The sequence below is a fragment of the Rhizobium sp. PAMB 3174 genome, from assembly GCF_052908375.1.
Genome location: NZ_CM128608.1, coordinates 2,146,409 through 2,170,770 on the forward strand (window position 1 = coordinate 2,146,409; position 24,362 = coordinate 2,170,770).

The window sequence follows — 24,362 nt, forward strand, 5'->3', positions numbered from 1 at the left end:
AATGGCTGATCTTTCTTCCCTGAAGGACCTCGCAGGCGAAACCGCCGCTGAAAACGCAGCACCGGTTCACGTCCGCAAGGTCGACAATCTCGGCCGCTCCTACGCGACCGGCAAGCGCAAGAACGCCGTCGCCCGCGTCTGGGTCAAGGCCGGCACCGGCAAGATCACCGTCAACGGCAAGGACTTCACCGGCTACTTCGCACGCCCGGTTCTGCAGATGATCCTGCAGCAGCCGATCGCAGCGGCAGCCCGCAACGGCCAGTTCGACGTCGTCGCCACCGTTACCGGCGGCGGTCTCTCCGGCCAGGCCGGTGCCGTTCGTCACGGCATCTCCAAGGCGCTCACCTACTTCGAACCGGGCCTGCGCTCCGTTCTGAAGAAGGGCGGCTTCCTGACCCGCGACAGCCGCGTCGTCGAGCGTAAGAAGTACGGTAAGGCCAAGGCCCGCCGTTCGTTCCAGTTCTCGAAGCGTTAATCGCTTCACTGGACTACCAGGTTTGCGGAAAGGCGGGGCTTCGGCTCCGCCTTTTCTTTTTGATGGACTGGCCGGCGAATCTGGCCAATGCTGAGCCGGACAAACGTTTTAAACCCGGTCGATACAGATGAAGCGCCTCGTTCTCCTGCCGCTGCTCGCCCTGCCCTTCTCTGCTGCCGCCGAGGAGTGCGGGAATGTCTGGTCGGCAGACATGATGGAAGCGGAAGGCGGATCGGAGATGACCGGCGAGGTCTGTTCGGGCAGCGGCGAAGAGCAGCAGATGCTCAACCTCACCTGCGGCAACGGCCAGTTCGCGCTGCGCTGGTATCCGCCGCAAAATGCGAAGAACTACCCGCCGGACGGCAATCCCGATTTTTCCACGGCGCTGAAGCTTGCCATCGGCGACGTCGAGGTCAGGCACGACGCTGTGTTCGAGGCGATGGACGGCGCGATGGCCATCTACTGGCAAGCCGATGCGCCCCTGACGAATATGCTGAAAAGCGGCCGCAGCGTTTCGATATCCGAGATTGACGGCCGCATTCCGCCGGTGACCTTCTCGCTGTCCGGCTCGTCACGGGCGATCGACACTATCGCCGGACAATGCGCCAACTGACGGACCGGATACCCACCCTGCCATGACCAAGCTCGCAAAGACCCCTCGCCCGCCCTATTACGTCGTCATCTTCTCCACGCTCCGCACGGACGGGGATCACGGCTACGCCGCCATGGCCGAGAAGATGGATGCGCTTGCGGCCCGGCAACCCGGCTATCTCGGCATCGACAGCGTGCGCGACGCCTCCGGCTTTGGCATCACCAATTCCTACTGGCAGGACGAAGAATCGGTTCTCGCCTGGAAGCGCAATGCCGAGCACACGCTGGCGCGCGATCTCGGCCGGGAGAAATGGTACCAGTGCTACGAGCTGCGCGTCGCCCGGGTGGAGCGGGCATATTCGTTCGAGAGGAAATAGATCTTGGCCAAGAAGACCATCGACCACGCGATCACCGCGAGAAGCCTGACGTCGGCCGCGACCGATCCAACCTATGCGGGCGTGCTGTCCTTCATGCGGCGGAAATATTCGAAGACGACGAAGGGCGCCGACGCCATCGTCTGGGGCATTCCGTTCGACGCCGCCGTCTCCAACCGGCCGGGCGCGCGCTTCGGGCCGCAGGCGATCCGCAGGGCGTCGGCGATCTTTGACAACGATCCGCAATATCCCTTCGATGCCGACCTCTTCGAACGGATGGCTGTCATCGACTATGGCGACTGCCTGCTCGACTACGGCAATCACCAGAAGACGCCGGCGACGATCGAGCGCGAGGCAGCGAAACTGATCAAGGACGGCGCCTATCTGCTGACGCTCGGCGGCGACCATTTCGTCACCTGGCCGGTCCTGAAGGCCCATGCGGCCAAACACGGGCCGCTCGCCCTCGTCCAGTTCGACGCGCACCAGGATACGTGGCCGGATGACGGCAACCGGATCGATCACGGCTCCTTCGTCGGCCGGGCCGTGCGCGACGGGGTCATCGATCCCGCCCGTTCGATCCAAATCGGCATCCGCACCCATGCGCCGGAAAGCTGCGGCATCCGCATCGTCTACGGACACGAGGTCGAGGACATGAGCGCGAGCGACCTCGCCGCCCTCATCCTCGCCCATGTCGGCCAAGCGCCCTGCTACATGACATTCGACATCGACTGCCTGGACCCGGCCTACGCCCCCGGCACCGGAACACCGGTCGCCGGCGGTCCGTCGTCAGCGAAGATCCTCTCGGTGCTGCAGAAGCTCGGACCGCTCGACGTCCGCGGCTCGGATGTCGTCGAGGTGGCGCCGGCCTACGACCACGCCGACATCACCGCCATCGCCGGATCAACGATCGCCATGTACATGCTGGGGCTCAGGGCGGCGAAGCTGAAGGGCTGATTGCAGCCTTTCATTGCATGTCACAAAGCGTCGATATATATGAAGGCGGCGTGGAGCGACCCAGTGCGGCTCCCGACGCGCAAAATTTGATTCAACCGCTTGCCGGACTGATTCCGGAAACAGGCGCAACCGTCTGAAAAGGCTTAAGGATATGAAAGCGAAGATCTTTATCGATGGCGAACACGGCACAACGGGGCTGCAGATCCGCACGCGCCTGGCCGACCGCCGCGATATCGAGCTTCTGTCGATCCCGGAAGCCGAGCGGCGCAACGAGAAGATGCGCGAAGACCTGTTGAACAGCGCCGATGTTGCCATTCTCTGCCTGCCGGACGACGCATCCAAGCAGGCCTACGAGATGACGGCCGCCAACAACAATGTGCGCCTCCTCGACGCCTCCACCGCCTTCCGGGTGCATCCGGACTGGGCATACGGCTTTGCGGAAATGGACAAGGACCAGGCGGAAAAGATTCGTTCGGCCCGGCACGTTTCCAATCCGGGCTGCTATCCGACCGGCGCCATCGGCCTGATCCGGCCGCTGCGGGCCGCCGGCATCCTGCCGGACGGTTATCCGGTCAGCGTCAATGCGGTCTCCGGCTATACCGGCGGCGGCAAGGGCATGATCGCGCAGATGGAAGACGAAGGGCATCCGGAGCACATCTCCTCGCCGAACTTCCTGTATGGCCTGACGCTCAAGCACAAGCACGTGCCGGAGATGACGAAGCACGGCCTGCTCGACCGCGCGCCGCTGTTCTCGCCCTCCGTTGGTCGCTTCGCTCAGGGCATGATCGTGCAGGTGCCGCTGTTCCTCGAAGATCTCAAGGGCAGCCAGAGCCTGGAAACGGTGCATGCCGCGCTCGTCGAGCACTATGCCGGCCAGGACATCGTCGAGGTCGTGCCGCTGGAGGTCTCCTCGAAGACGGCCCGCGTCGATGCGGTCGAGCTTGTCGGCAAGGATACGATGAAGCTGTTCGTCTTCGGCACGCCCGGCCAGCCGCATGTCAACCTCGTCGCGCTCCTCGACAATCTCGGCAAGGGCGCGTCCGGCGCCGCCGTCCAGAACATGGACCTCATGCTCTCGGCCTGAGGCGAACCCCTCCCCAACCCCTCCCCACAAGGGGGAGGGACTGGTTCCCGTGCCCGTTGTTATAATGCCGGGGCCTTTCTGCGTGTCTTCTCCCCGCTTGTGGGGGAGATGCCCGGCAGGGCAGAGGGGGTCTTTTAGACGCTATGCAAGTGAGGACAGCCATGATCGACCATATGGGAATTTCCGTTTCCGACTATCCCGCCGCAAAGGCCTTCTATGACGCGGTGATGCCGGCGATCGGCGGCGCGCGGCTGATGGAGGTCACGGCGGAAGAGACTGGCGGCACCTATGAGGGCGCCGGATACGGCAAGGACAGCAAGCCCTATTTCTGGATCGGCACCGGAGGGCCGCTGCAGGGCCGCCTGCATGTCGCCTTTGTGGCCGAAAACCGCGCCGCGGTCGATGCCTTCTACGAGGCCGCCATGGCCGCCGGCGCCAGGGACAATGGCCCGCCCGGCCTGCGCCCGCACTATCATCCCAACTACTATGGCGCCTTTGTACTCGATCCGGATGGCCACAATATCGAGGCTGTCTGCCACATGCCGGAATAGACTGTGGCAGACATCACTCTTTCGGCCGATCTCGCCGCACGGTGGCATGTCCGCAGCGCCGAGCTGATTGCCGACACCCATACGAGCCATGTCTGGCGGGTCACCCGCCCCGACGGCACGGCCATCGTCAAGGCGCTGAAGCCGGCCGGCCTCGAAGAATTGACAGGCATGGCCTACCTCGACTGGCTGGACGGCCACGGCGCCGTTCGCGTGCTCGACGCTGCCGATACGACGTTCCTGATCGAGGATGCCGGGCGACGGACGCTCGGCGACGTCGTGCGCGCGGGCGACGATGATCTTGCAACGGAGGTGATCGCCGGGATCGTCGGCGGGCTCAATAATGCTCCCAAGCCGCCACCGGCATCGCTCGTGCCTCTAGAGACGAACTATCGCGAACTCTTCACCTATCCGGAAACCAGTGGCGATCCGGCGCTCGCCGCATTCGTCGGGTGGGCAAAGACGACGGCGCGCGAGCTGCTGGCCACTCAGCAGGACGTGCGTCCGCTACATGGCGACCTGCACCACGACAACATCATCAGCGACGATGCCGGCAGATGGCGGATCATCGACCCGAAAGGGCTGATCGGCGATCCCGCCTATGACGTCGCCAACGTTTTTGGAAATCCGCTCGGCGCAACGGACCTGATCCTCGATCCGGCCCGGGCAAGGCATCTCGCCTCCCGGTTCTCCCTCGCTCTGGGCATGCCGGAGCGGAAGATACTCACCTACGCGGCAACGCACGCGGCACTGTCGATCTGCTGGTCCTCGGCCCGCCCAGGCAGCGCCTCGGCGGCACTGAACATTTCCGAACGCCTTGCCTTCGGGCAGCTGGCCCGCGGTTTACTCGCTTGAATCAGCCCCGGGCGCGTCTGGCCAGGTCCTCCAGATCGCCCATGCGATAGAAGTGGATTTCCCGCACCACCCTGAGCGTCGGCTTGAAGGCGAAGAATATCGAGCCGACGAGGAAGCACCATGTGCCGGCGGTCTGCCAGGCATCGGAGAAAAACATCACCGAGCCGATGATGAACAGAAGTGCCGCCGAGAGGTCGATGGCCGTGTAGACGAGCTCGTAGATCGCGTAAAGCCGTCTGCGGCGTGGGCTTGCCGTGGCGTTTTCCGGTTGAAACAGGGGCATGGGTCCTCCTTTGGCATCAGCGCTCATGGCCTGCATGGCACACCGTCGTACATGCCGTCAAAACCGCGGCCGTCAACTTTTGCCTGACGATGTGTCAGTCGTTTGCCTTCTCGTTTGCAGGGCGCAAATGGCCTATCTCTTCGTCAACACAATCATTGCGAGGTGACGCCATGACCGGCACGCACAGACAACCCGTCTATTTCATCCCCCATGGCGGCGGCCCGTGGCCGTTCATGGACGCGGGCCGTTTCGGCGGCGGTGCATGGGAAGACCTGCACGCCTTCCTTTCCGGACTGCGGAGCCAGATTGCGGATAAGTCGAAGGCGATCCTGATGGTGACGGCCCATTGGGATGACGAGGACACCGTCACGGTTTCCACAGCCGAGAAGCCGGGCATGCTGTTCGATTATTCCGGCTTTCCCGCCCACACCTACGAACTGAAATATCCCGCCCCCGGCTCGCCCGAGGTCGCGGCGAAGGTGGTCGACACCCTCAAGGCCGCCGGGATCGCCGTTCAGACCGATGACCGCCGCGGCTACGACCACGGCACCTTCATCCCGCTGATGGTGGCGTTTCCCGACGCCGACATCCCGGTCGTGCAGATGTCGATCCGGCGTGACCTCGATCCGGCCTTCCACATCGCGCTCGGAAGCGCGCTGGCGCCCCTTCGCGACGAAGGCATCCTGATCATCGGCAGCGGCATGAGCTACCACAACATGCGGATGTTCGGCAGCCGGGACGAGAACCACATGGAGGTCGCCAAGCGCTTCGACGACTGGCTGACGGAGACGCTCAACAGCGATGCGCGTGACGAGAAGCTCGTCCGCTGGCTCGACAATCCGGATGCCCGCGCCTGCCACTGGCCGACGCCGGAGCACTTTCTGCCGGTCATGGTCGCTGCGGGCGCCGGCGGCAGCGATCCGGTCAGCCATGTGTTCGACGGGCGTATCCTCGGAAAGGCCTATTCCGGCTATCGTTTCGGCTGACCGCGCTCAGTCGCGCACGGCGACTTCGACCGGACGCGGATACTCGCCGTATATGCCGCGCCAATGGGCGACGGCGAAGCCGAGGACGATCAGCGCGCCGCCCTGATGGGTGAGCGCGGTGTGGAGATCGACCTGGGTCAGCAGGGTCGCAACGCCGATCGCCGCCTGGATCGTCACCAGCACAAAGAAGACTGTCGCCCGGCGCGCATGAGTAGTGCCGCGCGCCTTCCTAGCGAACCAGACCATCTGCCAGAGCGCGACGGCAAACAGCAGGTATGCGCCGCAGCGGTGAACGAACTGCACCGTCTTCGGATTTTCAAACAGGTTGATCCAGGCCGGATGCTGGACGAAAAGGCCGCCCGGCACGAGCGCGCCGTCCATCAGCGGCCAGGTGTTGTAGGAAAAGCCCGCATCGAGCCCGGCGACGAGTGCGCCGAGATAGATCTGGAAGAGCGACAGGCAGGCGACAATCGCGGCAAACCGCCCTGCTCCGTCCGGCGCCCGGTCGGCCGAATGCGGGCTCAGCGCCCGCATGATCCAGACACAGGCGGAAAAGATCAGGCAGGCGATGACGAGATGCGTGGCGAGCCTGTACTGGCTGACGTCAGTCCGCACAGCCAGGCCCGAGGACACCATCCACCAGCCGATGAAGCCCTGAAAGCCGCCCAGCAGGAACAGACCCGCCAGAGGCGCCCGCAGCCGACGCTCGATGCGGCCAGTGAACAGGAAGAAGAGGAACGGCACAAGGAAGATGACGCCGATGGAACGCGCCAACAGACGGTGCGCCCACTCCCACCAGAAGATCGACTTGAAGCCGTCGAGCGTCATGTCCTGGTTCAGAAGCTGGTATTCGGGGATACGCTGGTAGAGCTTGAACTCCTCCTCCCACTCGGCGGCATTGAGCGGCGGGATCACGCCGTGGATCGGCTTCCATTCCGTAATCGACAGGCCGGAATTGGTCAGCCGCGTCGCGCCGCCGACCAGCACCAGACAGAACAGCGCGAAGACGACGATGCCGAGCCAGATGCGGATGGCCTTGCGGTCGCGCTCAGTCTTTTCGATTGCAGCAGTGAGATTGGCTTCGGTGGCGATATTTGCGGTGCTCATCACAATTCCCTGACACTTCCGGCTTGATTTGCCCGACCTCGGCAGGCAAAACAAGCCCCAATGCTTTGCGGCATGCCGTCGCGCCGCGCCAATTCTCGGACGTTCACGCAATGCCCATCCGTCTACGCAGGTTCATCGGAACGGTTCTGATCATCATTCTGGTGATCGTCTATGCGCTGGCCGCGATTACCTTCGCCGAACTGCTGCTCGCCTCGGCGCCGGTCTGGGTGCATCTCCTCTACTTCTTCATCACGGGACTGTTGTGGGTTCTGCCGGCGATGCTGATCATCAAATGGATGGCCGGTCCGAAGGCGGATCACACCCCTTAAGCGGCGGTTAACCGCGTTCAAGGCGATTTTCCGCTTCGCCCGACAATTTAATCGAATCTTATCCGACCAGGACCATCTTCTCCCGATCCTACAAAGCGAAGGCGGGAGACTGGAACATGGCGCACGTTCGGCATCTGTGTTTCGACACGGCAGCGGACCTAGCCTTGTCACCGGAGGGCTGTGCGGCAGCATCGACAGCTCCAGCAAAACTTGCCCATGCCCGGATGACGGTGACGCTGCACACCGATTTCGAAGAGGTGCGCGAGGCCTGGAACATTCTCGAGGCCGAAACCTATGGCTCGGTGCATCAGGGCTTCGACTGGTGCTCCGCCTGGGCTGAAACGCACGACCTTCCCCGCGCAATCCTCTATGGTCGCTGTGGCGCGGCACCAGCGTTCCTGCTGCCGCTGGAGATCGTCGGCGAGCATGGCATCCGCGTCGCCCGCTTCATGGCCAACCCCTTCACCAATATCAATACGGGTCTCTTTTCGGCATCCCTGCTCGCCGAGTACGATGCCGCCATCGGCGAATTCATCGCCGGCGAGATGCGCCGTCTGCTTGCCGGCAAGGCGGACCTCATCCGGCTGACCAACATGCCGCTTCAATGGCGCGACAAGGTGAACCCGCTCGCGAGCCTGGCGACGGTCGAGAATCAGAACCGCACCTACCAGCTGCCGATCGCCGCAACCTTCGAAGCGACCATCTCCCAGCTGAACGGCAAGCGCCGGCGCAAGAAGTACCGCAACCAGGTCCGCGCACTGGAAGCGCTCGGCGGGTTCGAGCACTATCAGCCGAAGACACCGGAAGCCAAAGCCGCGCTTCTGGAAACGTTCTTCGCCCAGAAGGCCAGCCGGTTCAAATCGCTCGGATTGCCGAACGTCTTCCAGCCATCAGGCACGCAGGGCTTCTTCCATGCCCTGATGCGACAGACCCGAAACGGCAAGGACTATGCCCTCGAACTGCATGCGATCCGCCTGGCCGCCGGCGACAACCGGGACATCGCCGCAATCGCCGGACTGTCGCGCAAGGGCGACCATGTCATCTGCCAGTTCGGGTCGATCACCGAAGGCCCGGCAATGGCCGCGAGCCCGGGAGAACTTTTGTTCTGGCTGATGATCGAGCAATGCGTCGCAGACGGCGTCTCACTGTTCGACTTCGGCCTCGGAGACCAGGGCTACAAGCGGTCCTGGTGCACCATGGAGACCGTGCAGCACGACATTCTGCTGCCGGTCACCCTGAAGGGCCGGTTCGCGGCCGGCTTCTTCCATGCCCTGACCAGGGCGAAGGCCGCCATCAAGGCCAATCACACGCTCTATGCAGCCATCCAGCGCCTGCGTGCCAAACGGCCGGCTCACGGCGAAGACCAGGGCTCCGAGTAGAAAAGTCCGTCAGGCTGCCCGGCTGTGGCCGTTGCCATTGCCCGGATCCGGGACGTTGGACATCAGCACGACATCGTCGATGCCGACCTTTTCCAGATCGGCCAGCACATCCGTCAGCAGGCTTTCCTGCGGATGCGGCAGCGACAGGACTATGGCGGCATCGCGCGCGCCCACCAGTTTCGCCGCAGATGCGGCTTCGGCCGGGCCGCATTCGACGATGACGATGTCGTAGGCTTCCGTCAGCGCATCCATGATCATCGTCAGCCGCCGCGCGCCGGCCTGCGCCTTGCTGACATCGGAGACACCTTGCGGAATGATGTGAACGGAGGACAGGCGATCGGAATGAATCGTCTGGCCGAAGGAGACCTCGCCACAGAGAAGATCGGTGACGCCGGGCAGGTCGCGGCCTTCGCACATGAGACGCGTCGGGCAGGCCGAACCGGTCATGTCGACCAGAACCACGCGCTTGCCCTTCTCCGCGATTTCGCGGGCGAGCATCACGGTTGCCGTCGAGCCATCGTCTCCGGAGGGTGAAATGCAGATCGCCGATTCGACCCGCGACGCGATGAGGTAACGGGCAACCGCACCGATGGAGAACTCTTCCTCCGGAGCACGCTCCCTGGGCGCGGCAGCGGCGGCCGGCAATTCCTCGTCGGCCTCGAATTCCCTTGCGGCGATCTCGTCGAGCTCGGCATCATCGGCATCGGGCAACGCGGCCACGGCCATCGTCTCAGTCGGCAGCGGCGCCTTGTCGGCACGGACGATCTGCGCGCGTTCTTCCTCTATCTCGTCGGCGCGCACCGGGCTTGCCGGATCGACAATATCCCACTCGTTTTCGACGGCATCGTCCCGAACGTCTTCATCAACCTCATCGGCTGCGGCGGTCGGCGAGCCTGCGAGGCGCACATCGTCTTCCGCTTCGTCCTGCTCAGTCTCGTCATCCGCATCGCTTTCGTCGACCGGCTTTAAGGCACGGCCGCTGAAAAGGGCTGCAAGCATGATGACGACGGAAGAGAGAATGAAGGCTGCGATTGCGGCGACGATGACGATCGGCACGACCTTCGGGAAATAGGGCTCGGCCGGGGTCACGGCACCGGAAATGACACGCGCATCGGCGGGCGTCGCGGCGCCGCCCGAACGGGACGTCGCCTCGCGATAACGGGCAAGATAGGTTTCCAGAAGCTGGCGCTGGGCGGCGGCTTCGCGTTCAAGCGCCTTCAGACCGACCTCGTCTTCGCCGGCCTTGGCCGATTGCCCCTTCAAGATGTCGAGCTGCTGCAACAGCTGCTTTTCCCTCAGGTCGGCCACCTTGGCATCGTTTTCGAGGCTTGCCAGGATCTTGCCGGTCTCTGACTTGATCTGCTGGCGAATGCCGGCGAGCTGGGCGCGCAACGCCTTCAGCCGCGGGTGTCCTTCGAGCATGGTGGTGGAGAGATCTGAAATCTGCGACTGGATACCGGCTTCCTGCTCCTTGAGCCGCTGGATCATCTGCGAACCGACGACGTCCGAAAGCGTATCCGGCGAGCCGCCGGCAGCGAGCGCCGAGCGGACGTTTTCGGCCCGTGCGCTGGCGGTCGCCCTTTCGGTGCGCACCCGCGCCAGTTCCAGCGAGATGTCGTTCAGCTGGGCTTCTGCGAAGCTCGATGTCTGGCCGGCCGGCAGCAGGTCGCGTTGGGCGCGGTACTGGGCGACCTTCTCTTCCGCCGTCCTCACCTTGTCGCGCAGGTTGGCGATCTCCGGCTCCAGCCAGCGCGCCGCCTCGACATTGGAATCGAGCTTGGCGCCGCTCTGGATGGCCATGTAGACTTCGGCCATGTGGTTCGGGATCGCCGAAGCGAGCTGCGGATCGTGCGATTCGAACTGGATGCCGATAACCCGCGAGCTGGTGGCCTGGTAGACCGTCAGCTTCTTGCGGAACTGTTCCAGCACGCGGTCCTCCGGCGCCTGCTCGAGCGGGCTCTTCTTCAGCCCGATCATGACCAGGATATCGGAGAACGCGGACGGGTTGAGCGTCGGGTCGAACTCTTCCTTGTCGTAAAGCTTCAGATCCTTCGCCACCTGCTTGATGAGATCGGCCGATTGCAGAACCTGAACCTGGCTGGCGATGCTGAGCTCGTCGAACACCGGCTGGGTCTGGGCGGAGTTCGCCTGGTTCAGCCCGTTGAAGTCCGGCTGCCGGGATTCAATCAGGAGACGTGTCTCGGCGCGGTAGCTCGGCGTGACGATGCTGGAAACGGCGAATGCCAACCCGGCGGCGGCCGCTGTGATGACAAGCACCCGACCCCGCCTCGCCCACACCGCAGAAAAAAGCTCGCGCAGATCGATATCGACATCTTCGGAAGCATTGCGAAAACCGGACATCCAGGGGCTCCAACACGCGCCGGCAGCGGAAGTAGATCCCGCCGACCGCTCAAAGAGTAAAACATTTGCCGTTTCTCGCGATAACACGCGGGACGGGCAACTTGATCACGCGACAAGGTAAACATTTATAGTAACGCAACCGTTAATTCGCCCCGGACGGCCTGGCGACAAAGACCAGTTCAATCTTTTTCAGTCGCAGTTTACCCGCCATTAACCCTAATGGATTGATAACAGGTCCACTCACGCATCATGGATTGGGCATGAAATGACGTTCGCCAAATCGAAACACGTTGTGGCACTGACACTGGCTTGCTTGTCGGTCGTAGCGGGCTGCGCCTCCTACCGCCCTGCCCCGCGTGCATTCCATGAAGCGACGATCCAGCCCTATATTCTCGACAGCGGCGACAGGCTGCGGATCACTGTGTTCGACCAGCAGGGCCTGACGAATACCTACAATGTCGACCAGGCCGGCTACATCTCCTTCCCGCTGATCGGCCAGGTGCCGGCGCGCGGCCATACCCTCACCCAGCTTGAAGGCCTCGTCGCGCAGAAGTTGAAGCAGGGCTATCTGAGAGACCCAGATGTAACGATCGAGGTCGATCGCTACCGGCCGGTTTTCGTCATGGGCGAAGTGGGCCAGCCGGGCCAGTACACCTACGTGCCGGGCATGACCGTACAGACTGCCATCGCCATCGCCGGAGGCTTCACCAGCCGCGCCCAGCAGCAGAACACCGATGTCACGCGCAAGATCAATGGCGACATCATCACGGGCCGCGTCCCGATCACCGATCCGATCATGGCCGGGGACACCATTTATGTACGCGAGCGGCTGTTCTGATCAGCCATGCCGCAGGACAAACCCCTCCGCATCATCCACTGTTTCCGTTCGCCGCTGGGTGGAATTTTCCGCCATGTGCGCGATCTGGCACGTGAGCACAGCGCCGCCGGACACCAGGTCGGCATCGTCTGTGACAGCCTGACCGGAAGCAAGTTCGAGGACGATCTGTTCGATACGATCAGGCCGTATCTCGCGCTCGGACTGACGCGCATTCCAATCAAGCGGGCCATCAGCCCGTCCGACATGGCGGCGCTTTTCTCCGCTTACAAGACAATCAAGAGCTTGCAGCCGGATATCCTGCATGGGCACGGCGCCAAAGGCGGCGTGCTGGCGAGGACGATCGGCTCACTCCTGCGGGTACAAAGGTATCGCGTGTCCCGCCTCTATTCACCCCACGGGGGCAGTCTGCATTTCTGCGAGGGTACGCTCGCGGGCAACCTCGTCTTCGGCATCGAGCGGCTGCAGAGCCATATGACGGACGCGATCACCTTCGTCTGCGACTATGAGCAGCAGACCTACGAGCGCAAGATCGGCAAGCCGAACACGCTGACGCGGCGTATCTACAACGGGATCGACGGCAGGGAGTTCGCGCCCGTACCGCTCGTCGATGCGCCCGCCGATTTCCTCTATATCGGCATGCTTCGGGACCTCAAGGGTCCCGATTTGTTTATTGACGCCTTCTGCAAGGCGGAAGACATCACCGGTCGACGGCTGAGCGCCTATATCATCGGTGACGGACCGGACCGCGACAAATACGCCGCGACGCTCGAACAGCGGCAGCTGACGGACCGGGTGACCATGTCGCCTGCAAAGCCGGCGCGCGAGGCCTTCTCGCTGGCGCGAACCGTGGTCATTCCGTCGCGGGCGGAATCCATGCCCTACATCGTCATCGAGGCACTGGCAGCCGGAAAGCCGATCATCGCCTCACGCGTCGGCGGTATTCCCGAAGTGCTGGGAAGCCAGTCCCCCGCGCTGGTTGCGCCGGGAGACACGGACGCGTTTGCACGACTGATGGCGGACGCCGCCAACGACCCCGACTGGGGCAGCGCATTCCTGCCGCGGCCCGACGCGCTGAAGCAGGTTTTTTCGTCGCAGGCCATGGCGGCGGACCTTCTGCAGCTCTATCATGAGCTTTCCAGCTGAGAGATTGATCCGTTTCGAAGCAATTTTCGAACACGACGGTGCCATGTTTGCAGAAGTGAAACTTTTCGTCGACCCGACGTAAGTGTTTCTTAGTCCATCCGCTGTATATTGCGCTGCGTCCCGGAGTATTGAGTTGCAACAATGACCCAGCCGCCCGAACAAGACTATTTCGATGTCGAGAACCTGCGCCGCAGAGTGTCCGACGTGGCGAACAAGGGCTCGGGCGACCGTAGCAACCGTACCAAGCTCAACCCCCTGGCCCTGCAGATCGCACGGCAGTTTCAGGAGGAAAGCCATTCGCCGCAGATGGTGATCGGTCAGATCAGGCTGGCAGAGCTTGCCTTCCTGTTGCTCCTGCACCTGTTGTTCTTCTCCATCTTTTCGGCCGCCGACACGCTGCATTTTGCAAGCAAGCTCGGCTGTTCGGCTGCGGCGGCACTCATCACCTGCCTTCTGCTGCAGGTCTCCGACTGCTATCTCGCGTCGACATTGCGCAAGCCATCCTCCATGGTGCTTCGCATCGTCAGTGCCTTCGCCATCGGCTTTCTGGCCATCCGCCTGGCCTTTGTCGTCTTCGATGGCAACTGGCCGGCGAACTTTCCCGAAAGCGTGACTTGGCTGAGCCTCGGCAGCCTGCTGCTGGTCGCTGAACGCTTCCTCATCGGCTATGGCATCAGGAACTGGACACGCAACGGCCTTGTCGAACGGCGCGCGGTGATCGTCGGTGGCGGCGAATCCGCGAAAAACCTGATCCGCGACCTGGAGCGCCAGGCCGACAGCGATATCCGCATCTGCGGCATCTTCGACGACCGCAGCGAGAAGCGCTCACCCGAGGTGCTGGCCGGATACCCGAAGCTTGGCACCTTCGACGAACTCGTGGAATTCGCGCGGCTGGCGCATATCGACATGCTGATCATCTCCCTGCCGCTCAGCGCCGAGGACCGCATCTTCTCGCTGATGAAGAAGCTCTGGATCCTGCCGGTCGACATCCGCCTGGCGGCGCATGCCGCGAAGCTGAGGTTCCGTCCGCGCTCCTATTCCCGCGTCGGCAACGTCGCGATGCTCGACGTCTTCGACCGTCCGATCCGCGATTGGGACTGGGTCGCCAAGCGCGTCTTCGACATCGTCTTCAGCCTGATCGCCATTGCCCTGTTGTGGCCGATCATGCTCGGAGCGGCGATCGCCGTGAAGGCAACCTCCAAGGGACCGATCCTCTTCCGGCAGAAGCGGCACGGCTTCAACAACGAGGAAATCGACGTCCTGAAATTCCGCTCGATGTACACGGACATGTGCGACCCGACCGCCAAGATCCCGGTTACCAAGGGCGACCCACGCGTCACCCCGGTCGGCCGCTTCATCCGCAAGACGTCGATCGACGAGCTTCCGCAATTCTTCAACGTGCTCAGCGGCTCCCTGTCGCTCGTCGGCCCGCGCCCGCATTCGGTCAACGCCCAGAGCCATAGCCGCATCTATGACGAAGTGGTCGACGGCTACTTCGCCCGCCACCGCGTCAAACCGGGCGTCACCGGCTGGGCGCAGATCAACGGCTGGCGGGGCGAGATCGACAGCGACGACAAGATCCGCAACCGCACGGCCTATGACCTCTATTACATCGAAAACTGGTCGCTGTGCTTCGACCTCAAAATTCTCTTCCTCACGCCCTTCCGGCTGTTGAACACGGACAGCGCCTATTGACCGCGACCACCGCCGACATCCGCCCGGTCTTCCGGCCGCAGACTGCCGGCCTCCGTCTCCTCGGGTCGGGGCTGGTGGCGTTCGGCGTCTTCCTTTCCGGCTTCGTCATTTCCGAGCCGGCGCCCTATGAGCTCTACCTCGCCGGGCTCGTTGGCATTTCCTTCATTCTCGGCCTCAGAATCTCGCGCTACACCGCGCCGCTGCTCGCCCTGCTCCTGGTCTTCAATGTCGGCGGCATGCTGTCGCTGACGGTGATGGACGATCTCGACGTCGGGCCGATGTACATCGCCGTATCGACCTTCCTTGCGCTGACGGCCATCTTCTATGCGGCGATCATCGAAGCGCGGCCGGCACGGCTGGTATTGATCTTCAACGCCTGGACGCTTGCCGCCGTCATCACCTCGATGCTCGGCATTCTTGGCTACTTCCATGCGTTCCCGGGCGCCGAGGTTTTCACGCGCTACGATCGCGCCATGGGCGCCTTCCAGGATCCGAACGTGTTCGGCCCCTTTCTCGTCGCGCCCGGCCTCTATCTCGTTCACGGACTGCTGACCGGAAAGGCCGTGCATGCGCCGCTGCGCATCGCCGCGCTGCTCATCATCGTGCTCGGCGTGTTCCTGTCGTTTTCGCGTGCCGCCTGGGCGCTGTTCCTGTTCTGTGGCGTCATGCTCGTCTTCGTCATGCTGCTCAAGGAGCGCACCGCCGTCTTCCGGATGAAGATCCTGATCCTCGCCATGGCGGCGGCAGTGCTGATGAGCGGGGCGCTCTTTGCCGTGCTGCAGTCGAAGAAGGTGTCGGATCTCTTCAGCTCACGCGCCAAGCTGGAGCAGGAATATGACAGCGACCATCTCGGCCGCTTCGAGCGCCACAAGATCGGCTTCCTGCTGTCGATGGAAAAGCCGCTCGGGCTCGGGCCCATGGTGTTCGGCCAGATCTATACGGAAGACGAACACAATATCTGGCTGAAGTCGCTGACCACCTACGGGTGGCTGGGCTTCGTCTCCTATGTCACGCTGGTCATCTCGACACTGACAATCGGCTTTCGCTACATGCTGAGAAACCGGCCCTGGCAGCCGTATCTGATGATCGCCTGGGTCGTCATGCTCGGCCACATCCTGATTGCCAATGTCATCGACATCGACCACTGGCGCCATGTCTACCTGCTCTACGGGATCATCTGGGGTTGCGGCGCACTGGAATACCGCTGGCAGCGGGATCAGCGTCTGGCACGCAGGCCTGCGGCTGCGAAGACAAAGCCGGCTGCGGCCTGAGCCCGCGTTGCCTCGCCGAATCTCCCCACAAAAGGGCGACCGAGATTTCGATTTGATTCCCTCGGGCCCAAAGCTATAGTCATTTTCATGATCATGCCCTCTCAACTCCGTGCCGCCCGCGCCATGCTAGCGCTATCCGAAGACGATCTCGCCGCCCTCTCGGGTGTCGAGGTGGCCACGATACGGGCCATAGAGAGCGAGACTGCGAATTATGACGACGGCCTTTTCCAGTGTCTTGGTCGCGCCCTGGAATCGAGGGGGATCGTCTTCCTGTCGGGCGATGACGGCGGACCCGGTGTCCGCCTCAAGTCGCTGAACGCGCAGGACGACGGCATCCGTCCGGAAAATCTCAACTCGGCCAACGACGGCTGACACTTCACCCCTCATACAGGATGACATGAGGACCGCCCGCGCATGACGGCGGTTTGTCGCCGCGTACCGGACATTCCGAGCTCGCCGCCATCCAAGATAAATAGAAGGAAATTCAATCACCTCTGAGGGGGGCAGGTGATTTTAAAATGGTCGGGGCGGCGGGATTCGAACCCACGACCCCTTGACCCCCAGTCAAGTGCGCTACCGGGCTGCGCTACGCCCCGACCAGCCATAAAGGCATGCACTCCTTAGTCTTTCGCCGTTTTCGACGCAAGGGCAAATTGCCGGCGCCCAAGAGAAAATTCTCAGCGCACCTGATCGAGCAGGCGCTTGCACTCCAGGAGATCGTAGAGGGTTTCCTGCAGCAGAACGCGGTCCTCCTTGCCGACCCCGCCGGCGCGCAGGTCGTCCGTGGACGCATTGTCGCCACCGCCAAAGCCGAACAGCCGGCGCGTCGGCTTCGGCCGACCCACCAGCTGGTCGTCGTCAAGGCTGACATGCGCCGGCTTCGGTGCCGGCTCCTCGGCTGCGGCGGCAATGACCTCGGTCAGCGCCGCTTCGCCGTTGGCGACCGCGATCACGAACTTGTTGCCGTTGGTCTTCAGGAGCTTCTGCACGCCCTTGATCGTGTAGCCGTGCTCGTAGAGCAGATGGCGGATCCCCTTCAGGAGATCGACGTCGTCCGGCCGATAGTAGCGCCGGCCGCCGCCACGTTTCATCGGCTTGATCTGCGGAAACCGCGTCTCCCAGAAACGCAGCACGTGCTGCGGAAGATCGAGATCGTCGGCCACTTCGCTGATGGTGCGAAATGCATCGGGGCTCTTGTCCACAATTCCTCTCCCGCGGTCCTGTCAAACCAAATCACTGCGAATCGCACAAGGATTCAACGCACTTGAGCACATCAGTTCAAGTGCAATGACAGCACAAGCCATCAAATTGTGACATGAAGGGGATCAGATGTCCGGGCTGACCGGCTTTTTCTTCGCCTTGCGCGCCAAATGCGACTTCAGCACCCGCTGCTTCAGCACGTTCGACGCCTTGAAGGTCATGACCCGGCGGGGGGAAATCGGAACCTCCTCCCCCGTCTTCGGGTTGCGGCCGATGCGCTCCTTCTTGTTGCGCACCTGGAAGGTCGCAAAGGAAGAGAGCTTCACCGTCTCGCCGCGGACAATAGCATGGCAAATCTCGTCAATGACGGTCTCCACCAGCTCCGCGGACTCGGTTCGCGACAGGCCGACTTTTCTGAAAACCGATTCAGCTAGATCAGCGCGCGTCACAGTCTTGCCGGTCATGATTTTCCGCCCTGTATTTATCTCTTGATCAAAAAATAACGGAGAGACTATTGTCGTTAACGCGGGTGGTCAAGCACCTGTGTCATATGAATTTTCAGCGTTTAAGCGCCGCAGCCGCGCTACCAGCGCAACAGGATCGCCCCCCAGGTGAATCCGCCCCCCATGGCTTCCAGCATGACGAGGTCGCCCTGCTTGATCCGTCCATCCGCCGCCGCATGCGCCAGAGCCAGCGGAATCGAGGCCGCCGACGTGTTGCCGTGCAGGTCGACGGTGATCACCACCTTCTCCATCGGGATATCGAGCTTCTTGGCCGAGCCTTCGATGATGCGGCGATTTGCCTGATGCGGCACCAGCCAATCGAGATCGGCGGCCGTGAGGCCGGCCCGGTCGAAGGCGTCGATGATGACATCCGTGATCATGCCGACGGCATGCTTGAAGACTTCCCGGCCCTGCATGCGCAGGTGGCCGATCGTTCCGGTCGTCGACGGCCCGCCGTCGACGTAGAGCTTGTCCTGGTGCGCGCCGTCGGAGCGCAGGCTTGCCGAGAGGATGCCACGGTCGTCTGACGTGCCGTTGCCCTCCAGCGCCTCCAGCACGACTGCGCCGGCGCCATCGCCGAACAGCACGCAGGTCGTGCGGTCGCTCCAGTCGAGAATGCGCGAGAAGGTCTCCGCTCCGATGACCAGCACGCGCCGGACCATGCCCGTACGAATGTAATTGTCGGCGGTGGTCATCGCGAAGACGAAGCCGGAACAGACGGCCTGAACGTCGAAGGCGAAGCCGTGATGCATGCCGAGGCGGTTCTGGATGTTGACGGCCACGGCTGGAAAGGTGTTGTCCGGGGTCGAGGTGGCGACGATGATCATGTCGATGTCGTCGACCGAAAGACCGGCGCTCGCAAGCGCCTCGCGCGCAGCCCCCTCGCCCAGCGACGCCGTCGTCTCGTCATCGCCGGCAATGTAGCGCTGGCGGATACCGGTCCGCTGCACGATCCATTCGTCGGAGGTCGCAACCTGCTCTTCGAGATCCTTGTTGGTCACAACTCGTTTCGGCAGACAGGCGCCGAAGCCACGCACTACGGAACGGATCATAGTCAGTTTACCTCGAATTTCATGCCACATCCGTTCCGGCAGGTACGACAGGATGCTTGGTATGATAGATCTTCAGATCTTTTTCTATTTTTTCGGTGAGATTGTTGCGGACCATGTTGTAGCCGACGTCGACCGCCGCGGCGAAGCCTTCGGCATCGGTGCCGCCATGGCTCTTGATGACGATGCCGTTGAGGCCGAGGAACACGCCGCCATTGACCTTGCGGGGATCCATCTTTTCGCGCAGCACGTTGAAGGCGCTCTTGGCCAGCAGGTAACCAAGCCGCGACATCCAGGTGCGCGAGAGCGCGCCGCGCAGCAGTTCGGAGATTTGACGGGCGGTGCCTTCGGCGGCCTTCAGCGCGATGTTGCCGGTAAAGCCCTCGGTGACCACCACGTCGACCGTACCCTTGCCGATATCGTCGCCTTCGACGAAGCCGGCATAGCGGATGGTATCGAGATCAGCGTCGCGCAGCAGCCTTGCTGCTTCCTTGACCTCTTCGAGCCCCTTGACCTCCTCGACGCCGACATTGAGCAGGCCGACGGTCGGCCGCTTCAGTTCGAAGAGTGCACGCGCCATGGCGCCGCCCATCAGGGCGAAATCAAGCAATTGCTGCGCGTCGGCGCCGATCGTCGCGCCGATGTCGAGAACAATGCTTTCCCCCCGGCTCGTCGGCCAGATGCCGGCGATTGCCGGACGCTCGACATTGGCCATTGTCCGCAGGCAGAACTTGGCCATCGCCATCAGCGCGCCGGTGTTGCCGGCGGAGACGGCCACATCGGCCTCATCCGCCTTTACAGCCTCGATCGCCCGCCACATGCTGGAGACGTAGCGGCCACGGCGCAGCGCCTGGCTCGGCTTCTCGTCCATGCCAACGGCGACTTCGCAATCGTGGAAAACGGAGCGCTCTTTCAGTTTCGGATACTTGTCCAGAATCGGCCGGCACTGACTTTCGATTCCGTAAAGAATGAATGTCACTTCGGGATGACGTTCCTGCGCGATGGCCGCTCCGGGGATAACGACCTCAGGGCCGAAGTCACCACCCATGACATCAAGAGATATTCTGATCACGCGTCCCTGATCCTTGTTGTTCCGCGTCGAAGCGAAAGTTCGGCCAAAATAACGGTTTTACCAACGCATACAACCTGATTGTGAAGTGCGTCCGGACTAGCTGTCCTTTTTCCAGTCTTTCAGCACAGCAAAGGGCGACTGTTTCTTGGCGTCCTGGCCGTCATCCTCGATATGGGCGTCAAAGGCAACACCATCCTTGCGGGGATAGGGATCGATCGCGAGCGCAACACACTCGCAAACGACCTGGCCGGCGTCGATTTCATCGCCCGAAAACGCCTCCGGCAGATCGGGACCTTCCGGATCGAGAACCATCTCGCCACTGTCGTCGGTCATGATGCGGGCGAGCTTCGAGCCTTCCGGCACGAAAATCTGTTCGAAGTGGTCATCGATAATGCTGGCAACGGGCTCCAGCGTGACGACGCAGGACTGCGTCAGTTCCGCATGCACCGCGCCCTTCACCCGGACGCCATCCTTCTTCCACCGCGATACGGTCAACTGTGCGCTCAGGGCTTCCACCGAGCGGACGTTCCAGAAATCGGCAAGCGCCTTGCGTTCCTCGGCATCGGCTGCCAGCTTCACCTCGACCGGGTTGGCGGAAATGTGGCCCACCTTGAGCCGGTAGGAGAAGGGAATCTCGTCATCACTGTGCTGCATGGTCTTTTCCTATTGCCCGGGCGCCGGCAGGACAACCGACCCCGTGGCAATCATGTCTTCCGAAACGGCAGCAAGGTCCTTCTCGGCCTCGATCATCCATTCGGCAAGTCCGGTCATCGCGGGCGCGTCCTCCCTGCCCGGATGAATGTTGCGCTTCAGCGCCGACGACAACGTCTCGACATCCTTTGCCTCGAGCGCTGCCGCATAGCTTTCCAGCCGGCCGTAAAACATGCCGGCAAACTTCTTCATCCGCTTCGGCACGCCGGTATCGCCAACACCGAGTTCCCGAATCGAATGATCGACGTCCTCGAAGAAGGCATCCACGACGGCCTGGGCCAGTTCCTGCCCGCTCGTCAGCGCAGTGGCGGTGCGCCGGAAGAACAGAATCAGGACAATACTCAGCATTTCGAAACGGCCCATCACCGTGTCCGGGACACCGAGATCGGAGTAGAAATATGGTATGCGCGCCGTCGCGGTCAACGCTGCATACTGCCGCTCCAAAATCGCCTTGTTGGTCTTCCTGTTGCGAAACAGACTGAAAATCATTCAATTTTCCCGGCAAGCACCAGGCAAACGACCGCAAAGGCCGGATGCCCATGTTGCATGATTGAGCAAGCTGGTTTACCGAAGCAGTCGCGAATTGCAATGCCATTGTGCCTGAATTCGGCGAATGCCACCGGAGACCTTCCCCGCGAAGGGTCCGCGGCTGGTAGAACCCAGCTTGAGGCATCGCTGTTCGGTCCGGTCTCCCCGGAAAGGCCACAATCATGTGCGCAGCAAGTAACCTCGAGCTTATGAGCCTTGAGGGAAAACCGAGGGGGAACATCGTTGAGGCAATGGTCTTTCATGTCTGACAAGAAACGCATCTACCTGGCCGCCACGCTGGCACTTGCCGTGACGAGCACGGGACTTGCCGGCTGCGAGTCGACGAGCGAAGTCTTCTACCAGGGCTATGTCGTCGATGAACAATCGCTGGCGCTGGTTCCCGTGGGGTCCAGCCGCGAGCAGGTTCTGCTGGCGCTCGGAACGCCCTCGACCACCGCGACCTTCGATACGGAAGTGTTCTATTACATTTCCCAGAAGCGCGAACGCAGCGTGGCCTTCATGAAGCAGAAGCTTATCAGCCAGACCATTCTCGCGATCTATTTCGGCAAGGACGGCACCGTCGAGCGCAAGGCGAACTACACCCTGCAGGACGGCAAGGTATTCGACATGATTTCCCGCACGACGCCGACCGGCGGCAAGGACCTTACCTTCCTGCAGCAACTGCTGTCCGGCGGTGCAAAGGGCACCGGCGCCGCGGCTGCGCGCAACATCTTCGGCGGCAAGTAAGACCGCCAGGTATCATGAATGCAGAAAGGCCGCGGATCGGATCCGCGGCCTTTCTCTTTTTTGGTCGGGTCAGCCGGCCTTATGCCAGGATCGCCAGGAGCAGCAGAGCCACGATGTTGGTGATCTTGATCGCCGGATTGACGGCGGGACCGGCGGTATCCTTGTAGGGATCTCCCACCGTATCGCCGGTGACCGAGGCCTTGTGGGCGTCGGATCCCTTGACGTGTCGCACACCGTCCTTGTCGACGAACCCGTCCTCGAAGGACTTCTTCGCGTTGTCCCATGCGCCGCCACCGGAGGTCATCGAGATCGCCACGAACAGGCCGTTGACGATGACGCCGAGCAGCGATGCGCCGAGCGCCGCGAAGGCGGACGCCTTTGAACCGGAAATCAGCAGCACACCGAAGTAGACGACGATCGGTGCCAGCACCGGCAGCAGCGACGGCACGATCATTTCGCGGATCGCGGCCTTGGTCAGCATGTCGACGGCGCGGCCGTAGTCCGGCTTCTCCGTGCCCTGCATGATACCGGGCTTTTCGCGGAACTGCCGGCGAACTTCCTCGACCACGGATCCCGCCGCACGCCCGACCGCCGTCATGGCAATACCGCCAAACAGGTAGGGAATGAGACCGCCGAATATCAGGCCGGCAACGACATAGGGGTTCGACAGGTCGAAGGAGACCGGTCCCATGTCGGCGAAGTACGGGTACTGATCGCCATGCGCCGCGAAGTATCTGAGATCGTTCGAGTAGGCCGCGAAGAGCACCAGAGCGCCAAGACCGGCGGAACCGATCGCGTAGCCCTTGGTGACGGCCTTGGTGGTGTTGCCGACGGCGTCGAGCGCGTCGGTCACCTTGCGGACATCCGGCGGCAGGTCCGACATTTCGGCGATACCGCCGGCATTGTCGGTAACCGGACCGAAGGCATCGAGCGCGACGATCATGCCGGCGAGACCAAGCATGGCAGTAACCGCAATGCCGGTACCGAAAAGGCCGCCCAGCTGGTAGGTCGCGATGATGCCGCCGACGATGACGATCGCCGGCAGGGCCGTCGATTCAAGCGAAACGGCAAGGCCCTGGATGACGTTGGTGCCATGACCGCTGACGGATGCCTGGGCGATGGAGTTGACCGGCCGCTTGTTGGTTCCGGTGTAGTACTCGGTGATCACCACGATCAGGGCGGTGACGACGAGACCGACAAGTCCGCACAGGAAGAGGTTCAACCCGGAAATGACGACGCCGTCGCCGGTGGAGAAGTCACCCCAGCCAACCGTCAGGGACGTCGCGGCGCCGAGACCGATGATCGACAGCGCGCCGGTCACGATCAGGCCTTTGTAGAGCGCGCCCATGATCGAGCCGTTGGTGCCGAGCTTGACGAAGAAGGTGCCGGCGATCGAAGTGAGAATGCAGGTGCCGCAAATGGCCAGCGGATAGATCATCGCCGAGCTCAGCACGTCGGTGCCAGCAAAAAAGATCGCGGCGAGAACCATGGTCGCGACCACCGTCACGGCATAGGTCTCGAACAGGTCGGCAGCCATGCCGGCGCAATCGCCGACATTGTCGCCGACATTGTCGGCGATCGTCGCCGGGTTGCGCGGATCGTCTTCCGGGATGCCGGCCTCGACCTTGCCGACGAGGTCGCCGCCGACGTCCGCACCCTTGGTGAAGATGCCGCCGCCGAGACGGGCGAAGATGGAAATGAGGGAGGCGCCGAAACCAAGCGCCACCAGCGCGTCGATGACGTCGCGCGAGCCGGGCTCATGGCCAAGAACCGAGGTGAGGATCAGGAAATAGATCGAAACACCGAGCAGAGCGAGACCGGCGACCAGCATGCCGGTGATCGCGCCGGACTTGAAGGCGATGTCGAGACCGGCGGCAAGGCTGTTGGAAGCCGCCTGCGCCGTGCGGACGTTAGCGCGGACCGAGACGTGCATGCCGATAAAGCCGGCGGCGCCGGACAGGATGGCGCCGATCAGGAAACCGATCGCCGCTTCACCGGACAGAAGAAACCAGGCTGCAATGCAGACGATGATGCCGACGATGGCAATCGTCTTGTACTGACGGGTGAGATAGGCCTGCGCCCCTTCCCGGATGTAACTCGCAATTTCCTGCATGCGGGCATTGCCCTGATCGGCAGCAAGCACCGATTGCGTTGCCCAGATGGCATAGACCACCGAAAGCAACCCGCACACGATTACGCCAATAAGAATTGTCATATCGCATTTTCCTCCCAAAGCCGGCGCCACAGTGATCGTGCCCCGGATCAAAGCACGACGACCC

27 protein-coding genes and 1 tRNA gene are annotated in these 24,362 nt (G+C 62.4%); 16 read left to right on the top strand and 12 right to left on the bottom strand.

Translation table 11 applies throughout. From position 1 onward, the window contains the following. Nucleotide 1 precedes the first annotated feature (1 nt). From rpsI to ACU5AY_RS10255, 7 genes are all read left to right on the top strand, one after another. Entirely contained in the window at nt 2-475 is a 474-nt protein-coding gene (gene rpsI, locus ACU5AY_RS10225; protein WP_261930502.1) for a 30S ribosomal protein S9, read from the top strand. Nucleotides 476-602: 127 nt separating this feature from the next. Then, nucleotides 603-1,088: a hypothetical protein gene (locus tag ACU5AY_RS10230; protein ID WP_446826126.1), complete on the top strand. Its 486-nt coding sequence runs from the start codon at nt 603-605 to the stop codon at nt 1,086-1,088. A gap of 22 nt (nt 1,089-1,110) precedes the next feature. Beyond that, the gene (locus ACU5AY_RS10235) at nt 1,111-1,443 is read left to right on the top strand and encodes an antibiotic biosynthesis monooxygenase family protein (RefSeq protein ID WP_446826127.1); all 333 of its coding nucleotides are present in this window, start codon (nt 1,111-1,113) and stop codon (nt 1,441-1,443) included. 3 nt (nt 1,444-1,446) lie between these two features. Continuing rightward, complete coding sequence (speB, locus tag ACU5AY_RS10240; RefSeq protein ID WP_446826128.1) at nt 1,447-2,394, top strand: agmatinase; 948 nt, start codon at nt 1,447-1,449, stop codon at nt 2,392-2,394. Nucleotides 2,395-2,545: 151 nt separating this feature from the next. Then, nucleotides 2,546-3,478 carry an N-acetyl-gamma-glutamyl-phosphate reductase gene (argC, locus tag ACU5AY_RS10245; protein ID WP_446826129.1) on the top strand — a complete coding sequence of 311 codons (933 nt, stop codon included), beginning with the start codon at nt 2,546-2,548 and terminating at the stop codon, nt 3,476-3,478. 161 nt (nt 3,479-3,639) lie between these two features. Continuing rightward, on the top strand, nt 3,640-4,029 hold the full coding sequence (locus ACU5AY_RS10250; protein ID WP_446826130.1) for a VOC family protein: 390 nt from the start codon (nt 3,640-3,642) through the stop codon (nt 4,027-4,029). Between the two features lie 3 nt (nt 4,030-4,032). Next, nucleotides 4,033-4,881, top strand: a complete 849-nt coding sequence (locus ACU5AY_RS10255) for an aminoglycoside phosphotransferase family protein (RefSeq protein WP_446826131.1) — start codon at nt 4,033-4,035, stop codon at nt 4,879-4,881. Between the two features lies 1 nt (nt 4,882). Here ACU5AY_RS10255 and ACU5AY_RS10260 read toward each other — a convergent pair whose 3' ends face one another. Continuing rightward, nucleotides 4,883-5,164, bottom strand: coding sequence for a YrhK family protein (locus tag ACU5AY_RS10260; protein WP_446826132.1), 282 nt, complete (start codon nt 5,162-5,164; stop codon nt 4,883-4,885). Nucleotides 5,165-5,334: 170 nt separating this feature from the next. On the opposite strand from ACU5AY_RS10260, the gene ACU5AY_RS10265 reads away from it, so the two are divergent. Further along, nucleotides 5,335-6,150: a DODA-type extradiol aromatic ring-opening family dioxygenase gene (locus tag ACU5AY_RS10265; RefSeq protein ID WP_446826133.1), complete on the top strand. Its 816-nt coding sequence runs from the start codon at nt 5,335-5,337 to the stop codon at nt 6,148-6,150. A gap of 6 nt (nt 6,151-6,156) precedes the next feature. Here the strand turns inward: ACU5AY_RS10265 and ACU5AY_RS10270 are convergent, their stop codons facing one another. Continuing rightward, on the bottom strand, nt 6,157-7,257 hold the full coding sequence (locus ACU5AY_RS10270; protein WP_446826134.1) for a COX15/CtaA family protein: 1,101 nt from the start codon (nt 7,255-7,257) through the stop codon (nt 6,157-6,159). A 110-nt stretch (nt 7,258-7,367) separates the two neighbouring features. Between ACU5AY_RS10270 and ACU5AY_RS10275 the strand changes: the two genes are divergently transcribed. Both ACU5AY_RS10275 and ACU5AY_RS10280 read left to right on the top strand, forming a co-directional pair. Beyond that, nucleotides 7,368-7,586 (top strand): DUF2842 domain-containing protein, encoded by a 219-nt coding sequence (locus ACU5AY_RS10275; RefSeq protein ID WP_446826135.1) that lies wholly within the window; start codon nt 7,368-7,370, stop codon nt 7,584-7,586. A 116-nt stretch (nt 7,587-7,702) separates the two neighbouring features. Continuing rightward, nucleotides 7,703-8,965, top strand: a complete 1,263-nt coding sequence (locus ACU5AY_RS10280; protein ID WP_446826136.1) for a GNAT family N-acetyltransferase — start codon at nt 7,703-7,705, stop codon at nt 8,963-8,965. Between the two features lie 9 nt (nt 8,966-8,974). On the opposite strand, the gene ACU5AY_RS10285 is transcribed toward ACU5AY_RS10280, so the two are convergent. Then, on the bottom strand, nt 8,975-11,326 hold the full coding sequence (locus tag ACU5AY_RS10285) for an exopolysaccharide transport family protein (RefSeq protein WP_446826137.1): 2,352 nt from the start codon (nt 11,324-11,326) through the stop codon (nt 8,975-8,977). A gap of 265 nt (nt 11,327-11,591) precedes the next feature. Here ACU5AY_RS10285 and ACU5AY_RS10290 point away from each other — a divergent pair, with 265 nt between their 5' ends. The 5 genes from ACU5AY_RS10290 (at nt 11,592) to ACU5AY_RS10310 (ending at nt 16,645) form a co-directional block, all read left to right on the top strand. Next, complete coding sequence (locus ACU5AY_RS10290; protein WP_446824626.1) at nt 11,592-12,164, top strand: polysaccharide biosynthesis/export family protein; 573 nt, start codon at nt 11,592-11,594, stop codon at nt 12,162-12,164. A 6-nt stretch (nt 12,165-12,170) separates the two neighbouring features. Further along, on the top strand, nt 12,171-13,307 hold the full coding sequence (locus ACU5AY_RS10295) for a glycosyltransferase family 4 protein (protein WP_446826138.1): 1,137 nt from the start codon (nt 12,171-12,173) through the stop codon (nt 13,305-13,307). Between the two features lie 141 nt (nt 13,308-13,448). Continuing rightward, nucleotides 13,449-15,002, top strand: coding sequence for an undecaprenyl-phosphate glucose phosphotransferase (locus ACU5AY_RS10300; RefSeq protein WP_446826139.1), 1,554 nt, complete (start codon nt 13,449-13,451; stop codon nt 15,000-15,002). Beyond that, a complete protein-coding gene (locus ACU5AY_RS10305) occupies nt 14,999-16,273 on the top strand; it encodes an O-antigen ligase family protein (RefSeq protein WP_446826140.1) in 1,275 nt (424 codons plus the stop codon). Before ACU5AY_RS10300 ends, ACU5AY_RS10305 begins: the two co-directional genes overlap by 4 nt. 87 nt (nt 16,274-16,360) lie before the next feature. Then, entirely contained in the window at nt 16,361-16,645 is a 285-nt protein-coding gene (locus ACU5AY_RS10310; RefSeq protein WP_446824630.1) for a helix-turn-helix domain-containing protein, read from the top strand. Nucleotides 16,646-16,792: 147 nt separating this feature from the next. Here ACU5AY_RS10310 and ACU5AY_RS10315 read toward each other — a convergent pair. From ACU5AY_RS10315 to ACU5AY_RS10350, 8 genes are all read right to left on the bottom strand, one after another. Beyond that, a tRNA-Pro gene (locus tag ACU5AY_RS10315) sits at nt 16,793-16,869 on the bottom strand. 81 nt (nt 16,870-16,950) lie between these two features. Continuing rightward, nucleotides 16,951-17,475 (bottom strand): MerR family transcriptional regulator, encoded by a 525-nt coding sequence (locus ACU5AY_RS10320; RefSeq protein ID WP_446824631.1) that lies wholly within the window; start codon nt 17,473-17,475, stop codon nt 16,951-16,953. 123 nt (nt 17,476-17,598) lie between these two features. Continuing rightward, nucleotides 17,599-17,937, bottom strand: coding sequence for an integration host factor subunit alpha (locus ACU5AY_RS10325; RefSeq protein ID WP_446824632.1), 339 nt, complete (start codon nt 17,935-17,937; stop codon nt 17,599-17,601). A 119-nt stretch (nt 17,938-18,056) separates the two neighbouring features. Then, nucleotides 18,057-19,028, bottom strand: coding sequence for a beta-ketoacyl-ACP synthase III (locus ACU5AY_RS10330; protein ID WP_446826141.1), 972 nt, complete (start codon nt 19,026-19,028; stop codon nt 18,057-18,059). Between the two features lie 19 nt (nt 19,029-19,047). Continuing rightward, complete coding sequence (gene plsX / locus ACU5AY_RS10335) at nt 19,048-20,097, bottom strand: phosphate acyltransferase PlsX (RefSeq protein ID WP_446824634.1); 1,050 nt, start codon at nt 20,095-20,097, stop codon at nt 19,048-19,050. 96 nt (nt 20,098-20,193) lie between these two features. Further along, nucleotides 20,194-20,751 carry a YceD family protein gene (locus ACU5AY_RS10340; protein WP_446824635.1) on the bottom strand — a complete coding sequence of 186 codons (558 nt, stop codon included), beginning with the start codon at nt 20,749-20,751 and terminating at the stop codon, nt 20,194-20,196. Nucleotides 20,752-20,760: 9 nt separating this feature from the next. Next, complete coding sequence (locus ACU5AY_RS10345) at nt 20,761-21,297, bottom strand: ubiquinol-cytochrome C chaperone family protein (RefSeq protein ID WP_446824636.1); 537 nt, start codon at nt 21,295-21,297, stop codon at nt 20,761-20,763. Continuing rightward, nucleotides 21,294-21,428, bottom strand: a complete 135-nt coding sequence (locus ACU5AY_RS10350; RefSeq protein ID WP_446826142.1) for a hypothetical protein — start codon at nt 21,426-21,428, stop codon at nt 21,294-21,296. Before ACU5AY_RS10350 ends, ACU5AY_RS10345 begins: the two co-directional genes overlap by 4 nt. Before the next feature lie 169 nt (nt 21,429-21,597). Between ACU5AY_RS10350 and ACU5AY_RS10355 the strand changes: the two genes are divergently transcribed. After that, the gene (locus ACU5AY_RS10355; RefSeq protein WP_446824637.1) at nt 21,598-22,083 is read left to right on the top strand and encodes an outer membrane protein assembly factor BamE; all 486 of its coding nucleotides are present in this window, start codon (nt 21,598-21,600) and stop codon (nt 22,081-22,083) included. A 79-nt stretch (nt 22,084-22,162) separates the two neighbouring features. Here the strand turns inward: ACU5AY_RS10355 and ACU5AY_RS10360 are convergent, their stop codons facing one another. Then, complete coding sequence (locus ACU5AY_RS10360; RefSeq protein WP_446826143.1) at nt 22,163-24,298, bottom strand: sodium-translocating pyrophosphatase; 2,136 nt, start codon at nt 24,296-24,298, stop codon at nt 22,163-22,165. Between the last annotated feature and the right edge of the window lie 64 nt (nt 24,299-24,362).

Coding starts and splice junctions, on each gene's coding strand:
- ACU5AY_RS10300 (WP_446826139.1), top strand. CDS start 13,449: ATGACCCAGCCGCCCGAACAAGACTATTTCGATGTCGAGAACCTGCGC.
- ACU5AY_RS10340 (WP_446824635.1), bottom strand. CDS start 20,751: ATGCAGCACAGTGATGACGAGATTCCCTTCTCCTACCGGCTCAAGGTG.
- ACU5AY_RS10360 (WP_446826143.1), bottom strand. CDS start 24,298: ATGACAATTCTTATTGGCGTAATCGTGTGCGGGTTGCTTTCGGTGGTC.
- ACU5AY_RS10355 (WP_446824637.1), top strand. CDS start 21,598: ATGTCTGACAAGAAACGCATCTACCTGGCCGCCACGCTGGCACTTGCC.
- ACU5AY_RS10270 (WP_446826134.1), bottom strand. CDS start 7,257: ATGAGCACCGCAAATATCGCCACCGAAGCCAATCTCACTGCTGCAATC.
- ACU5AY_RS10235 (WP_446826127.1), top strand. CDS start 1,111: ATGACCAAGCTCGCAAAGACCCCTCGCCCGCCCTATTACGTCGTCATC.
- ACU5AY_RS10345 (WP_446824636.1), bottom strand. CDS start 21,297: ATGATTTTCAGTCTGTTTCGCAACAGGAAGACCAACAAGGCGATTTTG.
- argC (WP_446826129.1), top strand. CDS start 2,546: ATGAAAGCGAAGATCTTTATCGATGGCGAACACGGCACAACGGGGCTG.
- ACU5AY_RS10285 (WP_446826137.1), bottom strand. CDS start 11,326: ATGTCCGGTTTTCGCAATGCTTCCGAAGATGTCGATATCGATCTGCGC.
- ACU5AY_RS10250 (WP_446826130.1), top strand. CDS start 3,640: ATGATCGACCATATGGGAATTTCCGTTTCCGACTATCCCGCCGCAAAG.
- ACU5AY_RS10325 (WP_446824632.1), bottom strand. CDS start 17,937: ATGACCGGCAAGACTGTGACGCGCGCTGATCTAGCTGAATCGGTTTTC.
- ACU5AY_RS10265 (WP_446826133.1), top strand. CDS start 5,335: ATGACCGGCACGCACAGACAACCCGTCTATTTCATCCCCCATGGCGGC.
- ACU5AY_RS10260 (WP_446826132.1), bottom strand. CDS start 5,164: ATGCCCCTGTTTCAACCGGAAAACGCCACGGCAAGCCCACGCCGCAGA.
- ACU5AY_RS10330 (WP_446826141.1), bottom strand. CDS start 19,028: ATGATCCGTTCCGTAGTGCGTGGCTTCGGCGCCTGTCTGCCGAAACGA.
- ACU5AY_RS10310 (WP_446824630.1), top strand. CDS start 16,361: ATGATCATGCCCTCTCAACTCCGTGCCGCCCGCGCCATGCTAGCGCTA.
- ACU5AY_RS10230 (WP_446826126.1), top strand. CDS start 603: ATGAAGCGCCTCGTTCTCCTGCCGCTGCTCGCCCTGCCCTTCTCTGCT.
- ACU5AY_RS10295 (WP_446826138.1), top strand. CDS start 12,171: ATGCCGCAGGACAAACCCCTCCGCATCATCCACTGTTTCCGTTCGCCG.
- ACU5AY_RS10275 (WP_446826135.1), top strand. CDS start 7,368: ATGCCCATCCGTCTACGCAGGTTCATCGGAACGGTTCTGATCATCATT.
- rpsI (WP_261930502.1), top strand. CDS start 2: ATGGCTGATCTTTCTTCCCTGAAGGACCTCGCAGGCGAAACCGCCGCT.
- ACU5AY_RS10280 (WP_446826136.1), top strand. CDS start 7,703: ATGGCGCACGTTCGGCATCTGTGTTTCGACACGGCAGCGGACCTAGCC.
- ACU5AY_RS10290 (WP_446824626.1), top strand. CDS start 11,592: ATGACGTTCGCCAAATCGAAACACGTTGTGGCACTGACACTGGCTTGC.